This is a genomic window from Pseudomonas sp. P7758 (assembly GCF_013386485.1).
Classification (GTDB): Bacteria; Pseudomonadota; Gammaproteobacteria; order Pseudomonadales; family Pseudomonadaceae; genus Aquipseudomonas.
In genome coordinates this window covers 26,056-52,770 of the sequence record NZ_JACARS010000075.1, presented here as the reverse complement: position 1 = coordinate 52,770, position 26,715 = coordinate 26,056, and the positions used below count along the sequence as shown (strand labels likewise).

At 59.8% G+C, this 26,715-nt stretch carries 27 protein-coding genes; 10 read left to right on the top strand and 17 right to left on the bottom strand.

Annotated elements, in window-relative coordinates; translation table 11 throughout:
- Positions 1-19: 19 nt before the first annotated feature.
- Complete coding sequence (gene dapA, locus HX873_RS17150) at positions 20-883, bottom strand: 4-hydroxy-tetrahydrodipicolinate synthase (protein WP_177122951.1); 864 nt, start codon at positions 881-883, stop codon at positions 20-22.
- Positions 884-1,175: 292 nt separating this feature from the next.
- Positions 1,176-2,144 (bottom strand): alpha/beta hydrolase, encoded by a 969-nt coding sequence (locus HX873_RS17145; RefSeq protein WP_177122950.1) that lies wholly within the window; start codon positions 2,142-2,144, stop codon positions 1,176-1,178.
- A 96-nt stretch (positions 2,145-2,240) separates the two neighbouring features.
- Between HX873_RS17145 and HX873_RS17140 the strand changes: the two genes are divergently transcribed.
- On the top strand, positions 2,241-2,720 hold the full coding sequence (locus HX873_RS17140) for a VOC family protein (protein WP_003215129.1): 480 nt from the start codon (positions 2,241-2,243) through the stop codon (positions 2,718-2,720).
- 13 nt (positions 2,721-2,733) lie between these two features.
- On the opposite strand, the gene HX873_RS17135 is transcribed toward HX873_RS17140, so the two are convergent.
- Together HX873_RS17135 and HX873_RS17130 are read right to left on the bottom strand one after the other, a co-directional pair.
- Complete coding sequence (locus tag HX873_RS17135) at positions 2,734-3,897, bottom strand: GGDEF domain-containing protein (RefSeq protein ID WP_003215131.1); 1,164 nt, start codon at positions 3,895-3,897, stop codon at positions 2,734-2,736.
- A gap of 70 nt (positions 3,898-3,967) precedes the next feature.
- Positions 3,968-4,588, bottom strand: a complete 621-nt coding sequence (locus HX873_RS17130; RefSeq protein WP_177009454.1) for a LysE family translocator — start codon at positions 4,586-4,588, stop codon at positions 3,968-3,970.
- A 240-nt stretch (positions 4,589-4,828) separates the two neighbouring features.
- On the opposite strand from HX873_RS17130, the gene HX873_RS17125 reads away from it, so the two are divergent.
- Positions 4,829-5,395 carry a hypothetical protein gene (locus tag HX873_RS17125; RefSeq protein WP_177122949.1) on the top strand — a complete coding sequence of 189 codons (567 nt, stop codon included), beginning with the start codon at positions 4,829-4,831 and terminating at the stop codon, positions 5,393-5,395.
- Between the two features lie 175 nt (positions 5,396-5,570).
- Here the strand turns inward: HX873_RS17125 and HX873_RS17120 are convergent, their stop codons facing one another.
- Positions 5,571-6,716, bottom strand: a complete 1,146-nt coding sequence (locus HX873_RS17120; protein WP_134326743.1) for a serine hydrolase domain-containing protein — start codon at positions 6,714-6,716, stop codon at positions 5,571-5,573.
- Between the two features lie 71 nt (positions 6,717-6,787).
- Positions 6,788-7,855 (bottom strand): fatty acid desaturase, encoded by a 1,068-nt coding sequence (locus HX873_RS17115; protein WP_177122948.1) that lies wholly within the window; start codon positions 7,853-7,855, stop codon positions 6,788-6,790.
- A 315-nt stretch (positions 7,856-8,170) separates the two neighbouring features.
- Between HX873_RS17115 and HX873_RS17110 the strand changes: the two genes are divergently transcribed.
- Entirely contained in the window at positions 8,171-8,734 is a 564-nt protein-coding gene (locus HX873_RS17110) for a recombinase family protein (protein WP_102369205.1), read from the top strand.
- Positions 8,735-8,892: 158 nt separating this feature from the next.
- Here HX873_RS17110 and HX873_RS17105 read toward each other — a convergent pair whose 3' ends face one another.
- Entirely contained in the window at positions 8,893-9,429 is a 537-nt protein-coding gene (locus HX873_RS17105) for an ATPase AAA (protein WP_008436317.1), read from the bottom strand.
- Between the two features lie 121 nt (positions 9,430-9,550).
- Here HX873_RS17105 and HX873_RS17100 point away from each other — a divergent pair, with 121 nt between their 5' ends.
- Complete coding sequence (locus HX873_RS17100) at positions 9,551-9,919, top strand: hypothetical protein (RefSeq protein ID WP_008436319.1); 369 nt, start codon at positions 9,551-9,553, stop codon at positions 9,917-9,919.
- Positions 9,920-9,935: 16 nt separating this feature from the next.
- Here the strand turns inward: HX873_RS17100 and HX873_RS17095 are convergent, their stop codons facing one another.
- The gene (locus HX873_RS17095; protein ID WP_003215146.1) at positions 9,936-10,817 is read right to left on the bottom strand and encodes a LysR family transcriptional regulator; all 882 of its coding nucleotides are present in this window, start codon (positions 10,815-10,817) and stop codon (positions 9,936-9,938) included.
- Between the two features lie 122 nt (positions 10,818-10,939).
- On the opposite strand from HX873_RS17095, the gene HX873_RS17090 reads away from it, so the two are divergent.
- Positions 10,940-12,070, top strand: a complete 1,131-nt coding sequence (locus HX873_RS17090; RefSeq protein WP_003215148.1) for an epoxide hydrolase family protein — start codon at positions 10,940-10,942, stop codon at positions 12,068-12,070.
- Here HX873_RS17090 and argC read toward each other — a convergent pair.
- Positions 12,054-12,986: an N-acetyl-gamma-glutamyl-phosphate reductase gene (argC, locus tag HX873_RS17085; RefSeq protein WP_177122947.1), complete on the bottom strand. Its 933-nt coding sequence runs from the start codon at positions 12,984-12,986 to the stop codon at positions 12,054-12,056. The genes HX873_RS17090 and argC overlap by 17 nt on opposite strands.
- A gap of 112 nt (positions 12,987-13,098) precedes the next feature.
- Between argC and HX873_RS17080 the strand changes: the two genes are divergently transcribed.
- Complete coding sequence (locus HX873_RS17080; RefSeq protein WP_087695047.1) at positions 13,099-13,983, top strand: LysR family transcriptional regulator; 885 nt, start codon at positions 13,099-13,101, stop codon at positions 13,981-13,983.
- A gap of 61 nt (positions 13,984-14,044) precedes the next feature.
- Here the strand turns inward: HX873_RS17080 and HX873_RS17075 are convergent, their stop codons facing one another.
- The gene (locus HX873_RS17075; RefSeq protein ID WP_003215155.1) at positions 14,045-14,680 is read right to left on the bottom strand and encodes an HAD family phosphatase; all 636 of its coding nucleotides are present in this window, start codon (positions 14,678-14,680) and stop codon (positions 14,045-14,047) included.
- Positions 14,681-14,865: 185 nt separating this feature from the next.
- On the opposite strand from HX873_RS17075, the gene HX873_RS17070 reads away from it, so the two are divergent.
- Together HX873_RS17070 and HX873_RS17065 are read left to right on the top strand one after the other, a co-directional pair.
- Positions 14,866-15,672, top strand: coding sequence for an alpha/beta fold hydrolase (locus tag HX873_RS17070; protein WP_134326736.1), 807 nt, complete (start codon positions 14,866-14,868; stop codon positions 15,670-15,672).
- A 101-nt stretch (positions 15,673-15,773) separates the two neighbouring features.
- A complete protein-coding gene (locus HX873_RS17065; RefSeq protein WP_177122946.1) occupies positions 15,774-17,969 on the top strand; it encodes an OsmC domain/YcaO domain-containing protein in 2,196 nt (731 codons plus the stop codon).
- Between the two features lie 155 nt (positions 17,970-18,124).
- On the opposite strand, the gene HX873_RS17060 is transcribed toward HX873_RS17065, so the two are convergent.
- Genes HX873_RS17060 through HX873_RS17050 form a run of 3 tightly spaced genes read right to left on the bottom strand, consistent with a single transcriptional unit; the run spans position 18,125 to position 22,228 of the window.
- The gene (locus HX873_RS17060) at positions 18,125-19,546 is read right to left on the bottom strand and encodes an efflux transporter outer membrane subunit (RefSeq protein ID WP_008436338.1); all 1,422 of its coding nucleotides are present in this window, start codon (positions 19,544-19,546) and stop codon (positions 18,125-18,127) included.
- The gene (locus HX873_RS17055) at positions 19,543-21,123 is read right to left on the bottom strand and encodes a DHA2 family efflux MFS transporter permease subunit (protein WP_003215162.1); all 1,581 of its coding nucleotides are present in this window, start codon (positions 21,121-21,123) and stop codon (positions 19,543-19,545) included. Before HX873_RS17055 ends, HX873_RS17060 begins: the two co-directional genes overlap by 4 nt.
- On the bottom strand, positions 21,116-22,228 hold the full coding sequence (locus HX873_RS17050; RefSeq protein WP_008436342.1) for an HlyD family secretion protein: 1,113 nt from the start codon (positions 22,226-22,228) through the stop codon (positions 21,116-21,118). The genes HX873_RS17055 and HX873_RS17050 overlap by 8 nt, the downstream gene beginning before the upstream one ends.
- 99 nt (positions 22,229-22,327) lie before the next feature.
- Between HX873_RS17050 and HX873_RS17045 the strand changes: the two genes are divergently transcribed.
- Positions 22,328-23,032, top strand: coding sequence for a CerR family C-terminal domain-containing protein (locus tag HX873_RS17045; RefSeq protein ID WP_003215166.1), 705 nt, complete (start codon positions 22,328-22,330; stop codon positions 23,030-23,032).
- Positions 23,033-23,034: 2 nt separating this feature from the next.
- Here the strand turns inward: HX873_RS17045 and HX873_RS17040 are convergent, their stop codons facing one another.
- From HX873_RS17040 to HX873_RS17025, 4 genes are all read right to left on the bottom strand, one after another.
- On the bottom strand, positions 23,035-23,655 hold the full coding sequence (locus HX873_RS17040; RefSeq protein WP_177122945.1) for a LysE family translocator: 621 nt from the start codon (positions 23,653-23,655) through the stop codon (positions 23,035-23,037).
- An 85-nt stretch (positions 23,656-23,740) separates the two neighbouring features.
- A complete protein-coding gene (locus tag HX873_RS17035; RefSeq protein WP_177070045.1) occupies positions 23,741-24,496 on the bottom strand; it encodes a hypothetical protein in 756 nt (251 codons plus the stop codon).
- A complete protein-coding gene (locus HX873_RS17030; RefSeq protein WP_177070046.1) occupies positions 24,486-25,079 on the bottom strand; it encodes a hypothetical protein in 594 nt (197 codons plus the stop codon). Before HX873_RS17030 ends, HX873_RS17035 begins: the two co-directional genes overlap by 11 nt.
- A gap of 32 nt (positions 25,080-25,111) precedes the next feature.
- Positions 25,112-25,708, bottom strand: coding sequence for an NAD(P)H oxidoreductase (locus HX873_RS17025; protein ID WP_177068098.1), 597 nt, complete (start codon positions 25,706-25,708; stop codon positions 25,112-25,114).
- 101 nt (positions 25,709-25,809) lie between these two features.
- On the opposite strand from HX873_RS17025, the gene HX873_RS17020 reads away from it, so the two are divergent.
- A complete protein-coding gene (locus HX873_RS17020; protein ID WP_177068097.1) occupies positions 25,810-26,715 on the top strand; it encodes a LysR family transcriptional regulator in 906 nt (301 codons plus the stop codon).

Sequence of the window (26,715 nt, the reverse complement as noted above, 5' to 3'; positions counted from 1 at the left end):
CAAGCTCCCTCGCCACGGGTCATTGCCGCACGCCTAATACTTGCTGCAACCGATTTGTCACCGTCTCACTCGCCCCCAACATCGGCGCCCGCAACTCACTGCCGATCAAACCCTCCATCGCCAGCGCGGCCTTCACCGGTGCCGGATTGGGCTCCACGAACAGTGTGTGAATCAACGGCAGCAGCCCGAAAAACGTCTCGCGAGCCGCCAGCAACCGGTTGTCGCGAACCTGTCGATGCAGCGCCACAAAATCTGCGGTACGCACATGCGCCGACGCGGCAATCGCGCCGGTCGCTCCCAGGCACAGCGCGTTGAATATCTGCACATCCTCGCCACACAACACATCCACATTCCCGCTGGCCAGCAGCGCCAGGGTATTGGCCAGGTTGCCGCCACAATCCTTGATCGCGACGATCCGTTCATGGGCGACGATGTTCAGCAACGTCGCCTGTTCGAAGGCGATACCGGTGCGGTAGGGAATGTCATACAGAATGATCGGCACACTGGACGCATCGGCCACGGTGCGGAAGAACGCTTCAAGGCCCGCCTGGGACGGGCGGATGTAGCTCGGCGGCGGTACCAGCAAACCGGCCACCGCGCGTTGCTGGATTTCACTCTGGAACTGCAGCAGCTCAATCTGGTTATACCCCGCCAGGCCCATCACCACCTGCTGCGGCGGTACCAGTTCCAGTACGGCATCCAGCATCGCCAATTGCTCACGGCGGCTCAGTGCTGCGGCTTCGCCGGTGGTGGTACAGACCATGATCCCGGCCACGCCTTGTTCCAGCAGATGGCAGACCAGGCGGCGCAAGCCGATGAAGTCGATGGCGCCGTTATGAAACGGTGTAACGACGGGAACCCAGATACCTTGAAACGATGACATGCGCTTTCTCCTGATGGTTGACCGATTTCGTCACCGTCAGAAGGGCAGAGGGAAGTAAGCAAGAGGAGGGGGCCTTCGCGCTCAATGTCCTGTCAGCTCATCTGACGGGACAGCGCGCCCCGGTCACATGAGCGACTGTTTCTTCGATTTGAGGGCGTGCGCAACGCAACCTTGCGCCTTGGCAATCAAGCCAATGACGGAAAAGTTGAAGGTCGTTGCAGACATTGAGGACACACCCTGAAGAAGTCGCTTATCTTTATGGATTATTACAGGGTGTGTCAACTCACGGCGATCAGTCGCGGTTCAACCAGTGGCGCACGAAACGCACCTGCTCTGCCGACAGTTCTGCGTCTTCCGGCGCGCCCATGAAACCGCCGTGGGGCATTGCTTCAAAGATGTGCAGTTCCACCGGTACCTCGGCCCGGCGCAGCGCCCGGTGCAGGCGTACGGCGTTGGACAGGAACAGGTCGCGGGTGCCGCTTTGCACGAACGTCGGCGGGAAGCCTGGTGCGAAATCCCCGAACAGCGGCGACAGGTACGGGTGAGACAAATCCGCGCCAGCGGCGTACAGCAGGTTGGTGCTCATCAGCGGGTTGGGCAACACCACGTCGACGGTGCGGTTGACCTGGAAGCTGTCGCCCGATTCGGTCAGGTCCACTTCAGGTGACAGCAATACCAGCGCGGCCGGCAGCGGCAAGCCTTCGTCGCGGGCGCGCAGCACCATGGCAGCGGCGAGGTTGCCTCCGGCCGAGCGTCCGCCGATCACGATCTTGTCCGGGGTGTGGTGCTTCAGCACATGCCGGTAGGTGGCCAGACAGTCATCGAGTGCCGCCGGGTACGGATGGTCAGGCGGCATGCGGTAGTCCACGCCGTAGCAGGTCAGGTTGTGCAGGTCGGCGTGCTTGCCGGCGGCGAGGCGGGCGTTTTCGCCGCCGCCGAACACCAGGGCGCCGCCGTGCAGGTCGATATAGGCGAACTCGGCCCCGTATGCCGGCGTCGCCCGGTACACCGTGGCGTCTTCCACGGTGAATGTCTCAACGTGGTCTGCCGTCTGTCCCGCCTGGGACGCCGCGTACTGTTGGGCAACTGCGGCCTGCATACGGCGCCAGCCAGCGTGGTCATCGGGTGCGGGCAGGGTGTACAGGCTGTTCAGCGGCACGCCATCGGCGTTCACCATGCGTTGCAGCATCGCCTGGGCCTCGGGGCTGATGGACCGCGGAACCGGGATGATTCGCGGGTCGATCCTTACACCATTACTCATTCTCTGCACCGTTTGGGTTCATGTCAGGACGCGAACGCATTCTTGTCGGTAGCGGTACTACACTGCAAGTCCGAACCTCCACGCTGGAGAACACTCATGCTCAACAAAAACACGGTGTGCCTTTGGTACGACGGCAGTGCACTGGACGCTGCCAACTTCTACGCCAGGACCTTCCCGGACAGCGCAGTGACTGCGGTCCATCACGCCCCCGGGGATTATCCGGCGGGCAAACAGGGCGATGTGTTGACGGTGGAATTCACCGTCATGGGTATTCCTTGCCTGGGGCTGAACGGCGGCTCCGGCGTGCAGCACAACGAGGCGTTTTCGTTCCAGGTAGCCACCGACGACCAGGCGGAAACCGACCGCTTGTGGCACGCGATTGTCAGCCATGGCGGCCAGGAAAACGTCTGCGGCTGGTGCCAGGATAAATGGGGGGTGAGATGGCAGATTACCCCGCGTGTACTGAGCGCGGCGATCACCCATCCCGACCCGGCAGCGGCCAAGCGGGCGTTTGATGCGATGATGGGGATGACCAGGATTGATATAGCGGGGATTGAGGCGGCGCTCAAAGGTTGATGCACCGATTGAGTCAATCGGCGCCCACCGCAGTCCGGTCCACCAGACGAATACGGTTGCGTCCGCCACGCTTGGATTCATACAGCGCCGCGTCGCCTTGCTCGATCAAGGCCGCGAGGCTGGCGGGCGGCGTGTCGAACAGGCTGGCGCCGATGCTCAATGTCACCGCTTCGGGCGTGGCGAACGCCTGCGAGGCAGCCTGATGAAACTGTTCGCGCAGGGCGCTGCCCAGCGCGACAATGCGCGCGTTCGAGGTGTCGTTAAGCAGGATCACGAACTCGTCGCCACCCAACCGCGCCGCCAGCGAATCATCGGGCAACTGCGCGCGAATCATCTCGCTCAGGGCCACCAGCAGCCGGTCGCCCGCGGTATGGCCGTACAGGTCGTTGATCAGCTTGAAATTGTCGATGTCGATCAACAGCAGGGCACCCGGCCGGGCCTGCGAGACCTCGCTCAGCAGGTTCGGCGCGCGCATTTCAAGGGCGCGGCGGTTATACAGCGCGGTCAACGGGTCGCGGGCGGCCAACCGTGCAATCTGTTCCTCACGGCGGTAGCGCTCGGTGCCGGTCATCGACAATGCAATCAGCATGATCGCCATGGCGCCTTCCACCAGCGACACCTGAATGATCTCGCCACGAAACGCCGTCAGGTCGATCAGTGTCCCCGGCACGATCGCCACCAGCGACTTGGCCAGATAGAACAGCCCGTGGGCCAGCAGCACATAGCGCAGTTGCACCGCGCCCACGCTGAGTGATCGGCCATGGGGGCGTAACAGGAAACTGGCCCGCAGGGTCGGCAGGGCAACCAGCAGCGAGTTGGCCAGCAGCATGGCCCTGGACCACGACTGTCCTTCCGGCAACAGCAGCATGGCAAACCAGGCCACGAACATCAGGTACCAGGCGCGAGACAGGCGCACCTGGGTGAAACGCGCAACGCCCAGCAGGAACAGCCAGTGGGCGGTGATCAGCAACCCGTTGGCGAACCAGATGCCGATCAACAGCAGGCCGCTGGCCCGCAACAGCGCCAGGGTGCTGCCCACGCTGATGATGGCGAAACCGGCGGTCCAGTACAGCAGCGACGGTTCGCGAACGTTGCGCCACTCGACCGCCAGGTACAGCGCGGCGGCGCCTGCCAGGGCGATGGTGAGGACCAGTATGGTGATGGGGTCGAGCGCCATGGGCGAACTGGCCTGCCTGAGTTGCGGTGAGACGGCGATTGTAAGCGTTTTCGCCGGTTTTTCGCAGTGCTCAGGCCCTGCGCGCCATCAGCAATACCGTCGCGGCAGCCGACAACAACCCCGCACAGCAGCGGTTGAAAATCCGCTTGCCCCGAGGCTGCGCGAACCAGCGGCGCATATGCAAACCCATATAGGCGTAGGCGCTGATGGCGAACCATTCCAGCGCCAGAAACATCGCTCCCAGCAGGGCGAATTGCGGCGTGATCGGACGTGCCGGGTCGACGAATTGCGGCAGGAAGGCGGTAAAAATCAGGATTGCCTTGGGATTGCCGGCGGCCACCAGGAACTCCTGTCGCGCCAAGGCCCACAAGCCCGCCTTGGGCGCCGTCGACTCAGCCTCCGCGTGCGGATTGGACCGCCACAGTTGATACGCCAGATAAAATAGATACGCCGCCCCCAGGATCTTGATCCCGTAGAACAACAACTCCGAGGTTTGCAGCACCACCGCCAGCCCGGCGGACGCGAGTGCGATCATCCCGGCAAAGGCCAGCAGTCGCCCGACGCCTGCCAGGCACGAAGTGCGGTAGCCGTAGCGGGTGGAGTTGCTCACGGACAGCAGGTTGTTCGGGCCTGGCGCCATGTTCAGGGCGAAGCAGGCCGGGAGGAAGAGGGTGAGGGTGGCGAGGTCCATGGGGGGCTCCGGCGGGCGCTGGCAGGTAAGGCCACGAGGATAAGGGATGTGAGGCGGTTGAACAATTTGCGCTAATGGGTAGAACCGATGGCGCTCTGGCCATGTCTGTGAGTCGTGGGTAAATAGATCGGTCACCATGACGCTCATTCGTTAATATGCCCGGCATGCCAATCGGGTAAAGGAAGTTGGCGTGAAGCACGAAGCGCTTTTCCCGGGAATTAAAAATAGAGTAGGCAGGGAATGGAATATCCTTCATTTGAAAACAAATCAAAGAAAAGAACCTTGTTGTTGGTGGTGTGTCTGTTATTGGGAGCATGGATTGCTTATACGCTCTGGGCCGGTCGCATTGTAATGCGAACGGTTTTAATGCCATCGATTCCCGAGTGGACGACCTATATAGTCATTGGTTGTCTGGTTGGACTCTTTTTTGCTGCAAGGGCCACCTACTATCGTCCGGCTGTAAGAAACCCGAACCGTGTTGGAGAATCTTTTTTTGGTGGTTTTTGCCTGGGTCTGATTTTGTCCTTGCACAGTTATGACGTCGTTACGTACCTGTTGCCCGGCGACATTGTTCAGTATGCGTCACCTTACGAGCTGGTGACTCCGGGGCCCTACGTTGGAAAGTTCAGTCGTTGTGAGGCGGGTCTGCGGATTAAGGATTTAAAGACTGAGCGCTGGGTTGCGCTTTGTACCACTCAGTCGGAATTCAACGATCAAAGAAAGACAGGCATGAATGCAGTGTGGGTGACTGCTCATTCAAACGAGATAGGTTCTTATATCGAGGCGTATGAATTTATTTATAAATAAATCATGTCGTCGTTGTACCAGCCTTCGTTCATAAGCCAATGACTCATTGTTGGCCAGGAGGGGAAGGTTTCGGTTTGCCATCAGCAACTTGTGTCTTGCCAAAAACTTGCTGCGTTGCATTCGGCAGTATTGCGCCCCCTTGAAAGCCTCAGATGAACAGATCCGCCCCTTGCCTTCAAAGCGACGCATAGACAAGGGATGAAAGTCGGCGGGGGCGTGGATCAATCATCGAATGGCTGCCCGAAGTCGTGGTGACAAAACCGAAGCTCACTTGTTTTTCGGGATCAGCGAAACTGATCGGGCCACCAAGCCCGATATGGCCAAAGGTGTTCGGGCCCATTGCATGGGAAGCCGTCGGGTCGCGTTGCTGCTCCAGCATGCAACCCAATCCATAACGCATGGGGCGCATCCATACTCGATCCATGCCATGACTGTGCTCACGGCTGAATTCAGTAAGCAGCTCGGGACCGATAAAGTTTCCTGCCATCAATGCACTGTAGAAACCGGCCAGGCCGTGAGCCGAACCGTGTCCACACACGGCGGGTTGCCGGTAGGCCCACCAGCGAGGGTCACTGGTTCGTCTGGGCACCATTCCGGGGTTGGTGAAGGCGAGCGTCGCGATATGCGACGGCTCGTTTTTCACCACGGTTCGCAACGCCTGCGAGTAAGGGTCACCGACTCGTCCCGTGGCACTGTCGAAACGCGCGATACGATGAAAGTGTTCTTCGTTCACGCCAAGGTGCACGTCCAACTCATGGGGATCGAGAATCTCTTCGTGGATAAACACGCAGGGATCTCGTCCGTCTACCCGGCGAATCAACTCGCCGAGGATCCAGCCAAACGTGGTGGTGCCGTAGCCCAGGTCTGTTCCCGGTTCCCACCACAGCGGCTCGGCCTCCAGCAGTCGCAGCATATGCTCCCAGTCATACATCATTGGGTTGTGGTCGGGCCCCCGCAGCGCCGGCAGGCCTGCGGTATGGTTCATCACCTGGCGCAGGGTGACCTTTGCTTTCCCGCTCCGGGCGAACTCGGGCCAGTAACGGGCCACGGGTGCATCCAGCTCCAGCTTGCCCGCCTCAACCAACATCAGGACGGCCACCGCGACATAGGGTTTTATTACGCAGAAGGTATTGGCCAGCGTATCGCGGGTCCAGGGTTTCGTGCCCGCCTGGTCTGCCATGCCGGCCCACAGGTCGACAACGATCTCTGCGCCTACCTGCACGCACAGGCCGGCCCCACGTTCCTGCGGATCATCGAACATGTCCTCGAAAGCCTGCTTGACCGCTTCAAACTGCTTCGCACATATCCCTTGCGCTTTCATACCTCAACGTCCTCGTATTTGAAGTACGGCCCTTGATACTTGCCGAACACGGATAATGGTTGTGGAGGAATTCACCCACGAGACCGAGTTTGGGAGTGCTCCATGGAAAAGCGATTGGCTCGTTTGTAGGTGCCGAAGTCATTGAACCTGACACCGGCCTGGGCCATGACTTTATGAGCATGAGGTGCCGTCATCTGACGCAGATAAAACGGGTCTCTCACCACGAAGTGATGGATGCTGTGAGTGCTGCCAAAGTTAAAACAGAACAACTGGAACGGCCACAGCCACCAAGGGTTCATCACCTGGGTTTGTTGTAATGCGTTACGCGGGGCAACATCGCCGTAATAGTGCATATTTGAACTTATAAAGAACAGGCAGAACTGCCGTATCATATTGGGCGCTATAAGAATAATCACTGCGCTATTGACGATATCCATTAGTTCCAGCGTCGTAGCAGAGCTGTGAACCTCCATCCCGGTAATTGACCCAAGCCAGACATACAGGTGGTAGCCGAGGAACACATACCAGCACCCCCAATACAGAAGCCCGAATGGTGTATTGAGCCGAATGATCTTGCCTAACAATTTTACCTTTTGCCGCCATCCCGGGGCAAACACCGCATTTAGAAAACCAAATACAAAGCCGTCCACCAGTTTCAGTAATCGCAGTATTCCCCAAGGACTGCCGCTCGTGGTGATCCAGGCTTCAACATCAGAATCAGTTCCGGACTCCTTATGGTGATGAAAGTGCAGACTGCGTCTTAGCCACGGGCTGGGCATACCCGGGCGTGCCAGCCAGCAGAAGAGCATCATGGCATTATGGGCCAGCGGCTGTTTTCTAAAATAAAGGCGATGAATCAGGTCATGTTCGATTTCATGAATGAACGAAGTCAGCAGCGCATTGACCAGAATACACATCCATGCGGGGATAAAACCCTTTAGATAGAGCCCTCCCGTAATGACCATCCCTATCAGGGAAAACGCCATGACACTCGCGCCCAGAGCATCCTGGTGCTGCAGGATCGGATAACGCTTTCGCAGGTAGTTCCCATGATCGGTAATACTCCGGGTTACCTTATCAATCTTTTCCTGGTCGGTAGTTGGGCGATCAATTTCGATGGCGCCTTCCAAGACTTTCATCCATTCATCCTCTGATTGCATCGAGAAATTAACAGCCGCGTCAAGCCGGTCATGTCAATTATTTGAGCTGTAAAACAGTAGATACTCATATGGGTTGCTTGAATTGCACGGGGCATTCAAGGAATACGAAATCGACTTTTTTGCGAAAAGCTTGTTAGAATTCCATGCTTCAAAATGATAAGGGAAGTTCAACTCTTTGCAACTGTGTATTTTGGGTGGGTTCAGTGTTACAAGTGCGGTGTAAGGAATTGATGATTTAGTTACAGTTTGTACAAGTATAAAATGACGCTGTACAAGTATTGCCAAGGAGGCACCATGAGATTGCATCGCATCAAATATGTCCGGCGCGCTCTAAAAGAGCCCGAGGGTGGCGCAGAGAAAATAACAAGCGACGATGTATTTGATGCCGTGTTTTGCGATGAGCCGGCAGAAAATGCCGCGAATCCTGCAGGCCTGGAAAGGCTACTCCGCTACCTGCAGTGCGGGGATACCGTGGTGGTGGACAGCATGGCAGCGCTGACTTCAAGCACGGAGCAGCTGTGCGCCATCATTCGCCGGTTGATTGAAAAGCAGGTCACGTTGGAGTGTTTGAACGAAAACCTGGTTTTTCGGCATGACTGTCTTGAAGTCGTGGAGTCGATCATTGCGGTAATGGAGCTGATTGCAGAGTTCGAGCGCGCTGCGATGAGGGAAAGACAGGCGGCGGGAATTGCCAGTGCAAAGAATCGTGGGACTTATAGAGGTCGCAAGAAAAAACTGTCTGACAATCAGGTTGTAAACTTAATTGACCGGGCCACTGCAGGAGAAAGTAGATCCAAATTGGCGCGTGATTTTGAAATCAGTCGGCAGACGCTCTATCGGTACTTGAGATCCAGATAGGGGCTTCTACAGGTCGCACGAGGGAGCGGCTACCAACAAGATCCTACAGTTGAAAAAACCTGTAGGACGGCATGGCGCGAAAGCGGTGGAAGTCTTGCCATCATTGATTTCTTCACTGGCAAGACGACCCACTATCGCGGCCAACGCTCCTGCTCCATTTATTCAAGGCAGCCTTCAGATGCTGCGGGCAAGCGCTCGAGAAACTCGGCGATCTGCTGGCCACCGCGCAAGTGCACCACGGGCACCGACGGGCCTGCCGCCAACCGCACCGCCTCGATACCTGGGCGGTGGCCGCGATCAAACGTCCACACGTACTTCAGGAATGTCAGGAACTCCCGGTCGAGTTTCTCGGTACAGCCGGCGGGAATATCCGGGCGCGGGCGGTTCAGCGCACTGCGCAGGATCACCCGGGTAAAGCAGGTGAGCCGTGGCGTGTCGAGCCAGATGATCAAATCGGCACGGGGCAGGCGCAGGTCGAACGTGCGCCGCGCATAGTTGCCTTCACACACCCAGCCATCGGCGGCAACGGCGTCGCGCACGCGGGTACGGAACTGCTCGGCGTCGGGCTCGACCCAGCCGGGCGACCAGAACAGGGTGTCCAGGTGCACCACGGGCAGGCCCAGGCGTTGTCCGAGGGCGCGGGCGAGGGTGGATTTTCCGCTGCCCGCATTACCGAGAATCACGATGCGTTGCATGAAGGGACGTCCTGTCGCGGGGAAGCCCACAATTGTGCAGGTTTTACATGACCGACAAAAGCCATATGAGGTAGGTTGGGCGCCCCGGAATGGACCCTCTCGACCAAGGAAGCGCCTGTCAATGCCAAATGCCTTTTGCCAAATCAGCGAACGCCTGGACAACCGCCGGTTTATCGTCGCGGGCAACACCCATGGTGTGTCCGGTACAGGCACCGTGTTTCATTACCACGTCGATGAAAACGCCATATGGGGCACCTACCAGGGCGGCCGGATTCGCATGGGCAATCAAGTCGGGCGCGCCACAGGCCCCGATACCATCGAGTTGCTGTACCAGTGCCTGACCACCGAGGGCGAGATTCTTGCCGGCTGGTCCCGGGGCACGCTAGGCGTGGATGACGCCGGGCGTACCACCCTGGCCTTCGTCTGGGGCTGGTTGTCGGGCGCGACGGGAGGCGGGGAGTCGAGCTACGTCGAACTCGTTGCCGAGTAATCATGCAATTTCGCGCCTACTGGAACCGCTCAACCAGGTAGTCGACAAAACACCGGACCCGCGCCGGCGTGTGGGTACCGCCGAGGAACACGGCATGGATCTCTTCGCCATCGCCTGGATTGAATGCCTCCAGCAGCGGCACCAGCCGACCCGCCTGAATGGCGTCCGCCACGGTCTCGGCGCAGACCCGCGCGATGCCGATGCCCTCGGCCGCCAATTGGCCCTGGGTGTCACCGTTATTGGTTTCGACATGGCCCTTGATCGTCAGTGAATAGTCGTGGCCATCCTTGCGAAACGGCCAGGTGGGCGCCGCACGCTTGAAGTTGAAACCGATGCAGTCGTGATCCAGCAGGTCTTCCGGCACCTGCGGCGTGCCGCGTCGTGCCAGATAGCTCGGCGCAGCAATGATGACCTTGTGGGTGGCGCCCAGCCGGCGGGACGTCAGGCTGCTGTCGGGCAGCGGGCCCAATCGCACTGCGACGTCGGCTTGCCCGGCGGCGATGTCGACCACGGTGTCGGTCAGGTTGATGTCCACCAGGATGTCCGGGTAACGCTGAATGAACTCGCCCAACAACGGGATCACGAAGGTCCTGCCATACAGCAGCGAACTGCTGACCCGCAGGCGCCCGCGGGGTGAACTCTGGTCGGTAATCTGCTGTTCGGTTTCCCGCAGGTCCGTGAGGATCCGCCGGGCGCACGACAGGTAGGCGGCACCCTCCGGGGTCACGGTCAGTGAGCGCGTGGTTCGCAGCAACAGGCGTACGCCCAGCCGGGCCTCCATGCGGTCCAGCACCCGCGCGATGGAGGAGGGCGCAAGGTTCAAGCGACGCGCGGCCGCCGAGAAACTCGCGGTCTCGGCCACGAGGGTAAAGATTTCCAGTTCGTCCGTTATGTCCACGGGAAACTCACTTGTGCGTTTTTCGCAAAGGCCTTGAGCGGCGTAATGGGGTTCACATCGGTTTTTGTCGGGGTCAGTATTGCGTAAAGCAATGTAATACGGAAACTCACCAGGAGAATCCCATGATCTTGCCCTACACCATCAATGTCCCCGACGAACGTCTTGTGGCCATCCGCGACAAAGTCGCCGCCTACGATTGGACCCGGCTTCCCGATTTGGGAGGGTGGAAGTCGGGCGTTGGCGTGCGCGACCTTCAGCGCCTGGTCGCTTACTGGCTGGAATCCTATGATTGGCGCCGGGTCGAAAAACACCTCAACCAACTGCCCAACTTCATCACCGAGATTGAGGGCGAGCACCTGCACTTCGTCCATGTGCGGGGCGACGGTTCCAGGCCGCCGATCCTGCTGCTCCATGGCTGGCCAGGTTCGTACCTGGAATTCGAGGCGCTGCTGGAACCGCTGGCGGCTGACGGACACGATGTGATCGTGCCGTCGCTTCCGGGGTTTGCATTCTCCAGGCCGATCACCGGAGTGATTGGCCCACGTCGGGCGGGCGAACTCATGCATGGGCTGATGGCCCGGCTGTTCGGGCCAACCCGCTTCATCGTTCAGGGCGGTGACTGGGGTTCGGGCATCGCCGGTTGGATGGCCCACGATCGGCCCGAGGCGTTACTGGGGATTCACCTGAACATGGCCGACCTGCTGGCCCAGGGCACCGTTGCGACCACGCCGGAGGAGGAGGCTTTCGTCGCCCGGCGTGACGTGCTGATCGACTGGGAAACCGGCTACAACCACCAGCAGGAAACCCGCCCGCAGACCCTGGGTGTCGCGCTGGCCGACAGCCCGGTGGGGGCCGCGGGATGGATCCTCGAAAAAATCGGCACATGGGCCGATCTGCCCACTACCGCCGATGGCAGCCCGGATCTCTGGGGCACCTTTACCGAGGAGCAACTGCTGACCAACATCATGTTGTATCTCGCGCCATCTTCCATGGTCACCGCGACGTGGATGTATCACGGCAAGCGCCTTGAGGGATCGTCAAAATTCCCGGTCGGCACCCGCATCCAGGTGCCGACCGGATTTGCCGCCTTTCGTGATCCGGTGTTCGTGCCGCCGCCGCGCTCATTTGCCGAAAAGACCTTCAACATCGTGCACTGGAGCGAGATGCCCGCCGGCGGTCACTTCGCGGCCTGGGAGCAGCCGGCGTTGATGCTGGCGGACCTGCGCGCCTTTATCGCTACGGTCTCGGCTTGATCATCAAATCCAGGTTCTGCACGGCGGCACCTGCGGCGCCCTTGCCGAGGTTGTCGAATATCGCCGCCAGCAGGACCTGGCCCGTCTCGTGGTTTTCACACACGATCAGGCGCACATCGTCCGTGCCGTTCAGCGCTTGAGGGTCAAGGTAGGTCAGCTCCTTGGCGGCCTGCATCGACAGCACCTGGACGTGATTCGTATCGCGGTAGTGCTGAGTCAAACAGTCATGCAACCGCGAGCCATTCACACCCGGCGCCAATAACCGAAGTTGCAGGGGGATGGTCAATACGATCCCCTGGCGAAAAGTCCCGTAGGCCGGCACAAAGGTCGGCCTTTCCGTCAGCCCGCTTTGCTGCTGAATCTCCGGCACATGCTTGTGTGCCAGTCCCAGCCCATACACCAGGAACGCGGGCGTCTGTGAGGCGTCGGCGCCCTCATGCTCCTGCACCCCGGCGCGGCCCTTGCCGGAATAGCCCGAGACGGCATGAATGGTCGTCGGGTAGTCCCCGGGCAGCAGCCCGGCCTCAAGCAACGGGCGCAACAAACCAATCGCACCGGTGGGATAGCAACCGGGATTGCTCACCCGCTGCGCCGTGGCAATGCGTTGCGCCTGTTGCGGGTTCATCTCGGCGAAACCGTAGGTCCAGTCGGGATGAGTGCGGTGTGCCGAACTCGCGTCGATCACCCGCACGGCCGGATTGTGGATGCTGGCGACGGCGTCCCGTGCGGCGGCGTCGGGCAGGCAGAGAATCGCGATATCGCAGGCGTTGATCATCTCGGCGCGCTGCTGCGGGTCCCTGCGGTGTTCAGGGCTGAGGGTGATCAGTTGCAGATCGGTGCGGTCGCGCAGGCGTTGATGGATCTGTAGCCCGGTGGTGCCTTGGTCGCCGTCGATGAATACAAGAGGATTTGCCATGGGATGCACTCGGATAGGAAATCAGGTGTTCCAATCTTCGGCCAGCCGCTAGGATAGGAAAAGTTGAATTTCCAAACGATGAAGTTCAGTTTTTATGAACGAGGATTGACCCATGCGCGAAATCAGCCTGGACCGCCTGCGTACGTTGGTGGCAATTGCCGACCTCGGTTCGTTCGCCGAGGCAGCCCGCATGCTCAACCTGGCGCCACCCACCGTCAGCCTGCATATCGCCGACCTCGAGGCGCGAGTGGGCGGCAAGCTGCTATCGCGTACCCGTGGGCGGGTGCAGCCTTCAGCGATTGGCGAAACCCTGGTGGAGCGCGCGCGCCGCTTGTTGGCGGATGCCGAGCAGGCGCTTGAAGACGTGGAGCGACAGGTGCAGGGGCTGGCGGGGCGGGTGCGTCTGGGAGCCTCAACCGGAGCCATCGCACAGTTGCTGCCGCAAGCCCTGGAAACCTTGAGCCAACATCATCCCGCCATTGATGTGCAGGTGGCGGTGCTCACGTCGCAGGACACATTGAAGAAGCTGGCCGAGGGCGCCCTGGAGATCGGCCTGGTGGCGCTGCCCCAGGCACCGGTGAAGGGCTTGCGGATCGAGCCCTGGCGGCGCGACCCGGTCATGGCGTTTTTGCCGGCGCGCCGGGAATGCCCCGAGGTGGTAACACCCGCCTGGCTGGCTGCCCAGCCGTTAATCCTGAATGACAACACCACCCGGCTTTCGCGCCTGACCTCGGAGTGGTTTGCCAATGACGGCTACCAGCCGACGGCGCGTATTCAGCTGAATTACAACGACGCAATCAAAAGCCTGGTGGCCGCCGGTTACGGGGCCACGTTGTTGCCCCATGAAGCGTCCACGCCCTTGCACGACACCCGGATTGCGATGCGGCCGTTGCAACCGTTGCTGTGGCGGCAACTGGGGATCGCCCATCGCGCCGGGGAGGTTGAGCGGCCTACGCAACATGTGTTGGACGTGTTGTGGGGATTGAGTGCGGGGTAGGGCGTCGTTGTCTGTGAACTGGGTGGCTGATAGGCGGTGATTGAGTAAGGCCGCAACAGGCCTATGAGGGCGGTGCGAGGTTCACGCCCTCAGCCTGGAGCTTGGCCAGTTCCGCAGACAGGGAGCTGCCCGCTGTCCATAGCACCGCATTCCAGCCCAGTTGCCTTGCCGCGACGACATTCGCAGGGGTGTCGTCTATCAGCAGCAATTGCTCTGGAGCGAAGCCCGAGAGAGCGGCTGTCTGTTCAAAGAAGTCCCGTTCAGGCTTGCGACTGCCCAGTGCCGCCGAATAATAGATGCCGTCAACGTGCGGGCCGAGGCCAAGTTGATCCATCAGGTAGGCCGACCGCAGGTGCTCCTGGTTGGTCGCCAGGAAGACCTTCGTACCTCTCTCGCGCAGTTGGGCGAGTGCTTCCAGCAACGGCCGGTTTAGCCTGGCGTCACTTGCAAACCAATAGGCAATCAAGTCTTCGTGGGGAACGGACGGCGTAAGTCGCGCCAGTGCCAGCTTCAGTTGCTCGGCAAGCCCCGAGTGTCCGACGATGATGTCGCTCCAGTAAGGGCCAAAAAACTCGCGGTTCAAATCGGCGTTACTGATGCCCAGATCCGCTTCAATCTCAGATGCCCAAGGCCTGCCATCTGCAGGCCGCCCGTTAATCAGTACACCGTCTACATCGACCATTATCGCGTGGATCATCGTGCCGCTCTTCCCCGTGGTGGTTGTATGTACTGCAGATACCACGCTGCAATGCCATGATTCATACGATTGGCCTATGAATGCCTTCTTGAATCGGGAATTTACACCGGCATGAATATCCTTGAAATTGGCGGCTTTGGGCAGCTAATCCGTCCAGTGCGGTCGTCTTTCGAGGAATCAACACTATGTCGTCACCCGAACCGTTCACCCATACACGGCTTCTCCAGACGGTCGACGATGTACCGTTGAACATCGCCGCGATCCACCGCGCGGGTACCCTGGCGCCAATCGTGTTCCTGCATGGCTTTGGCTCGACCAAGGAAGATTACGCCGACATCGTCCAGCAACCTGCCTTCGACGGTCATCCATTTTTGGCTTATGACGCCCCGGGTTGCGGTGAGAGCCATTGCGATGACCTGTCGAAGATCTCCATCCCGTTCCTGCTGCAAACCGCCTTGCAGGTGCTCGAGCATTTCAACATCGAGCGCTTCCATCTGGTAGGCCACTCCATGGGCGGGCTTACCGCGCTGATGCTGGCGCACCAGTTCCCGGGCCGGGTGCTGAGCTTTGTTGATATCGAAGGCAATATCGCCCCGGAAGACTGCTTTCTCAGCCGGCAGATCGTCGACTACCCGGCGGACGATCCCGAGGCGTTTTTCAGCGCCTTTATCGAACGCACCCGGCAGGCACCGGCCTACGCCAGCGCGCTGTATTCGGCGAGCCTGCGGCACAAGGTGCGTGCCGGGGCGGTGCGGGGGATCTTCCAGTCGATGGTCGAACTGTCGGATAACGCCGACTTGATGGGCAAGTTCCTCGGCCTGGAATGCCCGCGCATGTTCATGTACGGCGAGCAGAATGCCCATTTGTCGTACCTGGCGCATATCCAGGCGCAAGGCGTGCGGTTGGCGCCGATTGCCCGGTGCGGGCACTTCCCGATGTACTCCAACCCGATCGCGATGTGGCAGCAGATTGCGGACTTTCAACACGGCTGATACCCATCGCCAACGATCGGCCAGGCCCGAAAGCACAAGACTTACGCCTCGAAACCCGGATAATGGCGGCCATAATTTGCTCGCTATTCTGGTAATCCCGCATGGAAATCAAGGTCAATTTTCTCGACAACCTTCGACTTGAAGCCAAGTTCGACGACTTCACCGTGGTGGCCGACCAGCCTATTCGCTACAAGGGCGATGGCTCGGCCCCCGGTCCGTTCGATTACTTCCTGGCGTCGTCGGCGTTGTGTGCGGCTTACTTTGTGAAGTTGTACTGCGAAACCCGCAACATCCCTACCGACAATATTCGCCTGTCCCAGAACAACATTGTCGACCCGGAAAACCGCTACAACCAGATCTTCAAGATCCAGGTCGAATTGCCAGCGGACATCTCCGATAAAGACCGCCAGGGCATCCTGCGTTCCATCGACCGCTGCACCGTGAAAAAAGTGGTGCAGGCCGGGCCGGAGTTTGTCATCGAGGAAGTGGAAAACCTGGATGCCGATGCCCAGGCATTGCTGATGCCGAGCGCGGCGTCCGACGCGGGCACCTACATCGCGGGCAAGGACCTGCCGCTGGAAACAACCATCGCCAACATGTCGGCCATTCTGGCGGGCCTGGGCATGAAGATCGAGATCGCTTCGTGGCGCAATATCGTGCCCAACGTATGGTCGCTGCATATCCGCGACGCGCACTCGCCGATGTGCTTTACCAACGGCAAGGGCGCGACCAAGGAAGGCGCATTGGCGTCGGCATTGGGCGAGTTTATCGAGCGGCTGAACTGCAACTTCTTCTACAACGACCAGTTCTGGGGTGAAGACATCGCCAACGCGGCGTTTGTGCATTACCCGGACGAGCACTGGTTCAAGCCGGGCCGCAAGGACGAACTGCCACCGGAGATACTCGACGCGCATTGCCTGCACATCTACAACCGTGACGGCGAGCTGCGCGGCTCACACCTCTATGACACCAACTCCGGCAACGAAGAACGCGGCATTGTTTCGCTGCCGTTCGTGCGCCAGTCCGATGGCGAGGTGGTGTATTTCCCGTCCAACCTGATTGAGAACCTGTACCTCAGCAACGGCATGAGTGCCGGTAACACCCTGGCCGAAGCGCAAGTGCAGTGCCTGTCGGAAATCTTCGAACGCGCGGTAAAACGCGAAATCATCGAAGGTGAATTCGCGCTGCCGGATGTACCACAGGAAGTGCTGGCGAAATTCCCCGGTATCCTGGCCGGTATCCAGGGCCTGGAAGCCCAGGGCTTTCCGGTACTGGTGAAGGATGCGTCCCTGGGCGGTGAATTCCCGGTGATGTGCGTGACGTTGATGAACCCACGCACCGGCGGCGTATTCGCCTCGTTCGGCGCGCACCCAAGCCTGGAAGTGGCGTTGGAGCGCAGCCTCACCGAACTGCTGCAAGGCCGCAGCTTTGAAGGCCTGAACGATCTGCCGCAGCCGACGTTTGAAGGCCATGCGGTGACCGAACCGAACAACTTTGTCGAGCACTTCATCGACTCCAGCGGCGTGGTGTCGTGGCGCTTCTTCAGCTCGAAGTCGGATTACGAGTTCGTCGAATGGGACTTCTCCGGCCAGGGTGAAAACTCCAATGCCGAGGAAGCCGCCACCTTGTTCGGCATCCTCGAAGGCATGGGCAAGGAAGTCTACATGGCGGTGTACGAGCACATCGGCGCGACCGCCTGCCGCATCCTGGTGCCCGACTATTCGGAGATCTACCCGATCGACGACCTGATCTGGGACAACACCAACAAGGCGCTGTTTTTCCGCGAGGACATCCTGAACCTGCATCGCCTCGACGAAGCGGAATTGAAGGGGTTGGTTGAGCGTCTGGTGGAAAGCGAGCTGGACGACTACACCGACATCACCACCTTGATCGGCATCGAGTTCGATGACAATACGGCGTGGGGTCAACTGACCATCCTGGAATTGAAGCTGCTGATTTATCTGGCCCTGCAGCAGTTTGAAGAAGCCAAGGAACTGGTGGAGATGTTCCAGCAGTACAACGACAACACCGTCGAGCGCGGCTTGTTCTATCAGGCTGTGAATGCGGTGCTGGAGATGGAGCTGGACGAAGACCTGGAACTGGCGGACTACGAAGTGAATTTCCGCCGCATGTTTGGCAACGAGCGGATGGACGCGGCGATTGGGTCGGTGAATGGCAGTGTGCGGTTCTATGGTTTGACGCCGACGAGCATGAAGCTGGAAGGGCTGGACCGGCACCTGCGGTTGATCGACAGCTACAAGAAGCTGCACGCGGCGCGGGCCAATACGGCCAATTAAAAGCTGACACCGTACCTGTGGTGAGAGGGCTTGTTGTGGCGAGGGGGCTTGTCCCCCGTTGGACTGCGTAGCAGTCCCTCTTTTTTGGGGCCGCTGCGCAGCCCAACGGGGGACAAGCCCCCTCGCCACAGGTCAGTGGTCACTCGGGTTATTCGTCACAACGTCCATCCCAACCCCAGCGCCTTGTGCAACGACGCAAAGTCCTTGAGCAACAGCGCATCCCCGGAAATCCGGCTTTCCTGCGCCTGGTACCGCGTACGTTCCGCGTCCAGCCAATCCAGCGTGCTCGCCGTACCTGCCTTATAACGCTGGCGCGTCAGGTCCGCAGCCCGTACCGCCGAAGATTCCACGTTACGCAGCAGCACCACGTTCTGCCGCTGGTTGCCATACCGCGCCAGGGCCACATCCGCATCACGCAACGCACTCAACACCACGCTTTTGTAATGGGCCAGGGCCTCGTCGCGCCCGGCTTGCGCACCTTTGACACTGGCCGCCACCCGGCCGAAATCCAATGCGTTCCAGGTCAGCCGCGGCAACAGCAGCCAGGTGCCGCTGTCCTTGCGCGCCAGGTGCCCGGGATCGGCCGCCGAGAACGACAAGTCGCCCATCAGGCTGAGCTTGGGAAACCAGTCGGCGGTTTTCTCGCCGATCTGCGCGTTGCTGGAAGCCAGTTGGCGCTCGGCCACCCGGATATCCGGGCGTGCTTTCAGGATCGCCGCCGGGTCGGCAAATGGCACCTGGCTAGGGATAGCGGGCAGGGCGCGGGGAGTGTTGAGGCTCGCGTCCAACTCGCCCGGTTCCAGGCCGCAGAGCAGGTTCAACTGGTCAATCGCCTCGACGATTGACGCTTGCAGCGGCAGGCGTTGGGCCCGGGTGTTTTCGGCCTGTGTCAGGACCTGCTCCAGTTGCAACTGCGAGGCCACGCCACGGCTGCGTCGCTGCTGGGTCAGGTCCAGCGCCTGTTCCTCAATCTCGACACTGGCGTCCACCAGTGCCAGTCGCGCCTGCTGGTCACGCACGTCGGCATAGGTCTGCACCACCTCGGCTGCCAGTTGCACCTGGGCATCGGCCAGTTGCGCCTGCGAGGCGTCGTTCTCCGCCTGGGCCGCCTCGATTGCACGCCGGGTGCCGCCGAACAGGTCGGCCTCCCAGCTGGCATCAAAGCCGGCGAGGTAAAGGCTCAATGGCCCGCGACCACCGCCACTGCTGCCACCCAGCGCCGAGGTGTCGGGGGAGCGCAGCTTCAGCATCGCTGCATCGCCGGTGATCTTGGGCAGGGCGTTGGCGTTGGCGCCACTCAGGCTGGCTCGCGATTGCTTGAGGCGCGCCTGGGCGGTCGCCATGTCCGGACTGTTTTGCAGGGCTTGGGCCACCAATTGGTTGAGCTGCGGATCGCCCAGGGCTTGCCACCACTGGGCGACCGCAGGTGTGCGCGGCAGGCCTATGTCGGCGTGGGGCAAGCGCCCGGCCGCGAGGGTCTTTGGCGCGGCATCCGGCGCGCCCTGGTAGTCCGGCCCCACGGTACACGCCGTCAGCAGGCCGACGGTGAAGAGCAAGGGAAGTGAGCGATAAATCATGTTCGTTGGCCTGCCTGCGCCGCGCGCTTTTTCAGGATGAAGATCAGGGGAAGGCACGCCAGCATGGCGAGTCCCAGCACGTAGAACGCGTCGTTGTAGGCCATCACCGCCGCTTGTTGGGCGATGTCGTTGGCCAGATGACTGAGGGCCTGCAGCGAGGCGGTGGACGGGTCGCCGGTTTGCGCCAGGTAGCTGGCGGTATCGCTCGCCATTTGATCCTGGGTCAACTGGGTGTTGGCCTGGATGCCTTCGCGCAACATGTCGTCGTGGAAGTGGCTGCGCCGGTCCATCAGTACGCCGAGCAGCGCCAGCCCCAAGGTGCCGCCGAGGTTGCGTGACATGTTGTAGAGCCCGGCCGCGTCACCCGCATCGCGGGTTTCCACCGAGCGCATCGACAGTTGGCTGAGGGGCATCATCACCAGGATCTGCCCGAAGCCCCGCAGGATCTGCGACCAGTAGAAATCATGGCCGACACTCTGGGCGGTGAGCTGGGTGTCGAGAAAGCAGCTGGCCCAGTACATCAACAAACCCACGCCGACCATCATCCGCAGGTCCAGGCGGCCAAGCATTCGCGGCAGGATCGGCATCAGCAGGAACGCCGGAATCCCCGACAGCAACATGATCGAACCCGACTGTTGCGCGTTATAGCCCGACAGGATGCCGAGGAACTGCGGCACCAGGTACGCCGTGCCATAGAGCCCGGCGCCGACCGCCGTGGCGATCAGCAGCACGCTGCCAAAGCTGCGGTTGAGCACCAGTTGCAGGCGCAGGATCGGCGTACTCGAGCGGACTTGCCCGACGGCAATCAGGAAGAAGCCGATCACCATCGTGATGCTCAGCCAGATGATCAACTGCGAATCGAACCAGTGTTCGCGCTGGCCTTCTTCCAGCACCACGGTGAGCGAACTCAGGCCCATGGCCAGGCCAATGATGCCCAGCCAGTCGGCCTTGATGAATTGCTGGAGGTTCATGCGGTCGCTGGGCAGGCCGGTGATCAGCAGGGTGATCAAGGTGATGCTGACGGGCAGGTTGATGAAGAAGCACCAGCGCCAGTTGATGTTTTCCGTGAGCCAGCCGCCAATCACCGGGCCCAACAGCGGACCGAGGATCACCGTCATGCCGAACATCGTGGTGCCGATTGCCAACTGATGGGCAGGCAGGCGGGTGCGCACGATGGTCTGCGCGGTCGGGATCATCGCGCCGCCGGCAAAACCCTGGCCGATACGCCCGGCGATCATCGCGCCGAGGCTTGAAGAGAGCCCGCAGAACATCGAGAAAAACGTGAACATCAACGCGGTGCCGATCAGGAACCGGCGCAGGCCGAATACCCGGGTCAGCCAGGCGGCGAGGGGAATCATGACGATTTCCGACATCAGGTAACCGGTGGCGATCCACGTGCCCTCGGTACCGGTCGCGCCGATCTGGCCCTGGATCTGTGGCAGCGCCGAGTTGGTGATCGAGATGTCCAGGGTCGCCAGCAAGGCGCCCAGCGAGCCGGCGGCGACTGCGATCCAGTCGGTCAGCGAAGCGTTGCGCGGTTTGTCCGCGGGCACTTCGGTCAAGATGGCTTCAGCCATGGTTGGCGTCTGCCTTGTGGGTGCGGGTGTCGACTTCCACGGTGGCGGACAAGCCGGGCACCAGTGCCTGGCGCACGTCGTCATCCGGTACATCCAGGGAAATCCGCACCGGCACCCGCTGCACGATCTTGGTGAAGTTGCCGGTGGCGTTGGACGGCGGCAGCAACGCGAACTGTGCGCCGGTGCCGGGGGACAGGCTGTCGATATGGCCCTGAATATCATGGCCTGGCAGTGCGTCCACATGCACGGTGACGGTCTGCCCGGCGCGCATCTCGCCGATCTGGGTTTCCTTGTAGTTGGCGGTCAGGTAGATCGCGCTCACCGGCACCACTGTCAACAAGCGTGTGCCCGGCTGCACGTATTGGCCGACGCGTACACCGCGATCAGCGACGCGGCCATCGAGCGGGCTGCGAATCACCGCGTCGTCCACGTCCAGCTGGCTCTGGGCTTCGCTGGCCTTGGCCACGCCGAGTTGCGCCTGGGCTTGCTTGAGCTGGGCTTCGAGGGTGCCGTAGCGGGTCTGGCTGGAGCGCAACGCGGCCTGCTTGGCGGCCACGGTGCTGCGGGCCTGGGCGAGCTGGTTGTTGAGCTGCGCCAGGCGTTCTTCCGGCTCGGCCCCGGAACGCGCCAGCGGCGCATAACGTGCGACTTCGGTTTGCGCGTGCTGGGCGTCGGCCTGGGCGCCTTGCAGTTGGGCGCGGGCTTCGGCGATGGTCGAGTCCTGTTGCACGAGGTCGGCCTGGGCCTTGGCAAAGTCGGCCTCGCGGGCCGCAATCGTCGCCGAGGCTTCGTCACTGACTGCCTGGTATTTGCGCGCATCCAGGCGCACCAGCACGTCGCCACGCTTCACGTTCTGGTTGTCGGCCACCAGCACCTCGGCGACGTAGCCGTTGATTTTCGGCGCCACGCTGATGCTGTCGGCTTGCAGATAGGCGTCGTCGGTGGTCTCGATAAAGCGCCCGGTGAGCCACCACCAGGCGCCCCACGCCAGCCCGGCCAACAGCGCCACGCCGGCGAGTGACAGTAGAATCCGTCGGGCTTTGCCACGTTGGCCGTTGACGGTGGTTTCAGGAATGACCTGAGGAGAGGGAGGTGCAGCGGACATCAAGTCACTCCAGTTTTATATCAGTTGGAATAAATTCGTTTTTTCGCGAATTTTTGTCAACTGGTATATTTTGGTTACGTAAAAAAAATGGAGTGGCACATGGCACGACACAAACCGGCCGCCGAAGGGGGTTATCAGCGGGGTGAAGAAACCCGCGCACGCATTATCGAGGCGGCTGTCGAGGTATTTGGCGAGCGTGGCTACGACGGCGCGTCCACGCGAGACATCGCGAATGCTGCCGGCGTCAATGCGCCCGCGATCCAGTACTACTTCGATGGCAAGGAAGGCGTGTACCTGGAATGCGTCGAGCACTTGATCGCGCTGTTGTGGCAGAAGATGGCGCCTACCGTTGAAGCCGCAGAAGGTGCGCTGGCCGATCCCGGGGTCGACGATCAGAGGTTGATCGACGCCTCACTGGGCATTCTCGGCGCGGTGGTTTCAACGATCCAGGACAGTCCCCAGACCACCGCGTGGCGGGCGTTTCTTGACCGCCATCAGGCCGGGCTCTGCCCCGAAAGCGCGACCATGGCGTTCGAGGAACGCTTCAAGGCGCGCATCGCCAACGTGATCCGCCTGCTGATCGCGCGCGTTGCCGGCCTTGCCGTTGACGACGAACGCACGGTGATCCACTCGATGGCGCTGTTCACCCAGGGCCTGGCGTTTCGGGTGCAGAAACCCAAGCTGCTCTCCGCCTTGAACTGGACCGAAGTGAGCCAGAAGGAAATGGAACTGGTGCGGGATGTGGTGCTGATGCAGGCGCGGTTTACCCTGGAAGGCCTGGTACGGCATCGGGACCGGCGCTGACTTCAGCGCTTGCTGAAGGCCAGCCGGGCCGCGAACAGCACGAATATCATGCCGGTGGTGCGGTCCATCCACTTGATCACCTTTTCACGCCGCAGCACACCGGCCAATGGCAGCGTGGCACCGATCAGTATCAGTGCCCAGGCCAGGCTGATCACCACGTGGATGCTCACCAGCCCGAACGTCCACGCCACCAGCGGATGCCCCTGGGGAATGAACTGCGGCAGGAAAGACACGTAGAAAATCCCGATCTTGGGGTTGAGCACGTTGCCCATCATGCCTTTCAGGAACCAGTTGGCACCGGGTTTTCCATCGGCCTCGACGGACGCCAGCGAACTGCGCGGGCGCACCAGCATGTTCAAGCCCAGCCACGCCAGGTAAGCCGCGCCGCAGTACTTCAAGACGTTAAAGGCCACCTCGGACACGGCAATCAACGCGCCCAGCCCAAAGGCCACCGCTGCACCCCACAGCAGGCAGCCGGCATTGATGCCCAGGGTGGCGCGCAAGGCTTGTTGCTTGCCCTCCACCGTTGCAGTGCGCAATACCAGGGCCGTGTCCAGTCCGGGCGTCAACGTGAGCAACGTGGCGGCGAAGGTGAAGGCGAGCAGGTTGTCGGTGATGGGCATGGGCAGGCGACGCCGAAACAGGAAAGGGCCTTAGCATAAGCCTGCCAGGCTTTAAGGTGGTGTACAACTTTACAGGGCGGACCGACTAATACTTCGCACACTTCAACGGTAACGGCTTGCCAACGCTGGGGTACCACACATCGCGGGTGCTACGGCGATCTGCGTAGAGCACGAATGCGGTCAGGTACTTCGTGATGGTCTCTTCAAAGATTGTCTTGTAGTGGACTTTAATGACTATCGGGACTCTTACTATGTGTGAGTAGGTGCCTGCATCAGGGCTGTTCGGTGTGGAAGGCTCGTCCGGCGCTTCTTGTGCAACCAAGCTTCCATCAAAAGGGCAGAAGTGCTCGATATCGACGCTGGAGTGGACTTTTGCAACAAGTTGCTCTAGCGAGACAAAAGGAAAGTCCATGCTTGAATGCCTTGGGATTGTCCATTTTCGAGTCCCCAGCTGGGCGGCCACTTTGCTTTGGCTCAATTTGAACGGCTTGAGCGCTGAGTAAGTACCGGCGGAGGATGGATCCATCAAATCAACCGTCACGTCACGAGCGGGGATTTCAGATATGTTTTTTAGCGCGAGCGAAAGATAAGATCTGCCGTTATCCTCAAACATATTCAGAAAGTGGACCTTTTCTGCTTCGACAAGCGTGGGGTGAGTTGCGATCAGGTACACGTCCTGCGGAGAGTTTTTGTTGAAGTAACAGCTGATGTTTACGGTGCCTCCCTGTTGGATGTTTTCGATATTCGAACTGCAGTCTCTATGGGTGGTCTGGTCAGCATAGGCGTTAGAGAAAATGCCCAGAACCAATACTCCGGCATACCGCCTGGTTTTATTTCGCATTTATATTTACTACGCCTCCGGATACGTTTTGAATATTATGACTGCCGTTTCCGTGGGTGGTTTGGTTATTGCTCGTAGTGGGCGGCTGTTTGGCGCGTGTGCGCGACTGATTAGTATCGTTTAATAATGAGTGGAACACGTCGAGCCGGCACGAGTTGGACTCTTTGATTGCATCAAGGACTTGGTCTTTTAAAACGCCTTGATGCTGTTGTGTGTCGTAGTCAGCCTTGAGGTTCAGCCCGAGGTCAGCCAGTGCGCGTGATAGTTTTGACAGCTGCGCATTAACTCCGCCTGCCACCTTCAACTCGCTGCTTTCGCCTTTGTCCGAAAAGCTAGCGCAAATCGTGGCGGCTGTGTCGGTTATTAACTTGATCTTTTTATCGTTCAGGTCAGATGTACTTGTTTCGCCCCCCAGGCAGGTGGTAACAACAGCAATACATGTCAATCCGATCAAACCAGTTGTTTTTTTCATAGAGCATAAGCGTCCCGATACGTGTCTGTAGTAGGTCGGCCAGGTCGCTTGAAACTTTAAGCCGTCAACGAGATGATTCAACAAGTCGCCACGGAAGCCGTGGCGTGCCATCGACGCTCGATTCCTGTGAGGCGCCCTCAGCGTTATGCAGCCAGCAGATACAACTCGTGTTTCGCCTGCTGGATCAAGCCATGATGATGATGGTTCATGTCTTCGATACTCTCCTCAAACGCCAGGGTGTTGTACAAGAACGTGACCCTGGAGTCTTCCACGCCGGAGTATTTGGCGATGCCATCGTTGAGCAGGTCTTGCATGTAGGCATCTTTTTTATGCGACTCGAACTTGCCCTGCGCGCCGCCCACAAGGGCAATCCAGCGGATGGAAGAGTAGGGCAGTTGCTTGCCGTTGCCGTAGGTCAAACCGTAGTTCCAGACCCGGTCAACGTAGCCTTTCAAAATCGCTGGCATGGAATACCACCAGACCGGAAACACGACAAAGGCCATGTCTGATCCGGCCATCTGGTCAAACAACTGATAAACCTGCTCGCTGTATGGCTTATCCGAGTTGCTGAAGTCGGGTTCGTCTTCCTCGCGCAGTACCGGGTCGAAACCGGCGCGGTACAGGTCCAGTTCGCGCACGTTGATTTCCTTTTCGGCAGCGGCGGCTTTAAGTGCGGTCACGACTTGCGAGGTGAGTGAATTTTCCCGTGGGTGAGCCCAGATAATGTGTGCTGTTTTCATGATGTCGCCTCTGTTCAAGTTGCTGAAGTGCAGAGACTAATGCAAGATTATTGTTCTGATAATGGCTGTAAAAATAACTCAGTATTGAAGAGTATTCATCAATGAAACCAAGGCTTGCCGACCTCATTACGTTCTCTGCCGTGGCCAGGCACCAGAGTTTCAAGAAGGCCAGCGTCGAACTGGGCGTCTCGCCATCGGCCATCAGTCATTCGATTCGTCAGTTGGAGGAGCAACTGCAATTACGTCTGGTCAACCGCACTACCCGCAGCGTTTCATTGACGCAAGTGGGGCTTAAGCTGTTTGAAAATCTTGCACCGGCCATCAAGGGCATCGATGAAGCGGTTGAGGGAATTATGCCCTTTCGGGAGTCCCCGACCGGGTCGTTGAAAATAACCGCAGCACGCCAGGCCGCCAGGCTGTTTTTATCGAAGCTATGTACTGACTTCGTGCGCGAGTATCCGAATATCAGTGTCGAACTGTTTGCTGAAGACCGTCTGCTGAACATCACCCAGGATGGGATGGACGCTGGGGTGAGACTCGGTCATGTGGTCTCGGAAAATATGATCGCGGTGCCGGTCAGCCCGAGCCTCAGGTTTGCCGTCGTTGCCAGCCCTGACTACTTGCAACGATCCGGGCACTCCGCGCCGCGTAAGCCCCAGGACTTACTGAAGCATGACTGCGTTGCCTTTCGTTTTCCGACATCCGAGCGCGCCTACTCGTGGGAGTTCGAGAAGAACGCCGATGTGATACGGATCGACGTCAACAGCAATATGGCCGTCGATGACATGGACGTGGCGCTGGACGCCGTGTTGAACAGCGCCGGTATTGGCTACTTCCATGAGGAGCAGATCCAAGCGCTCGTTCAAGCCGGCAAGCTGGTGCGGTTGTTGGAGGACTGGCTCCCGGAGCGGCCCGGTTTTTTCCTGTATTACCCCAGCACCAAAAATCGCTCGTTCGCCTTCAAGACCTTTCTCGCGTTCTTGAAGGCAAACGTTCAGTCAAAGTGA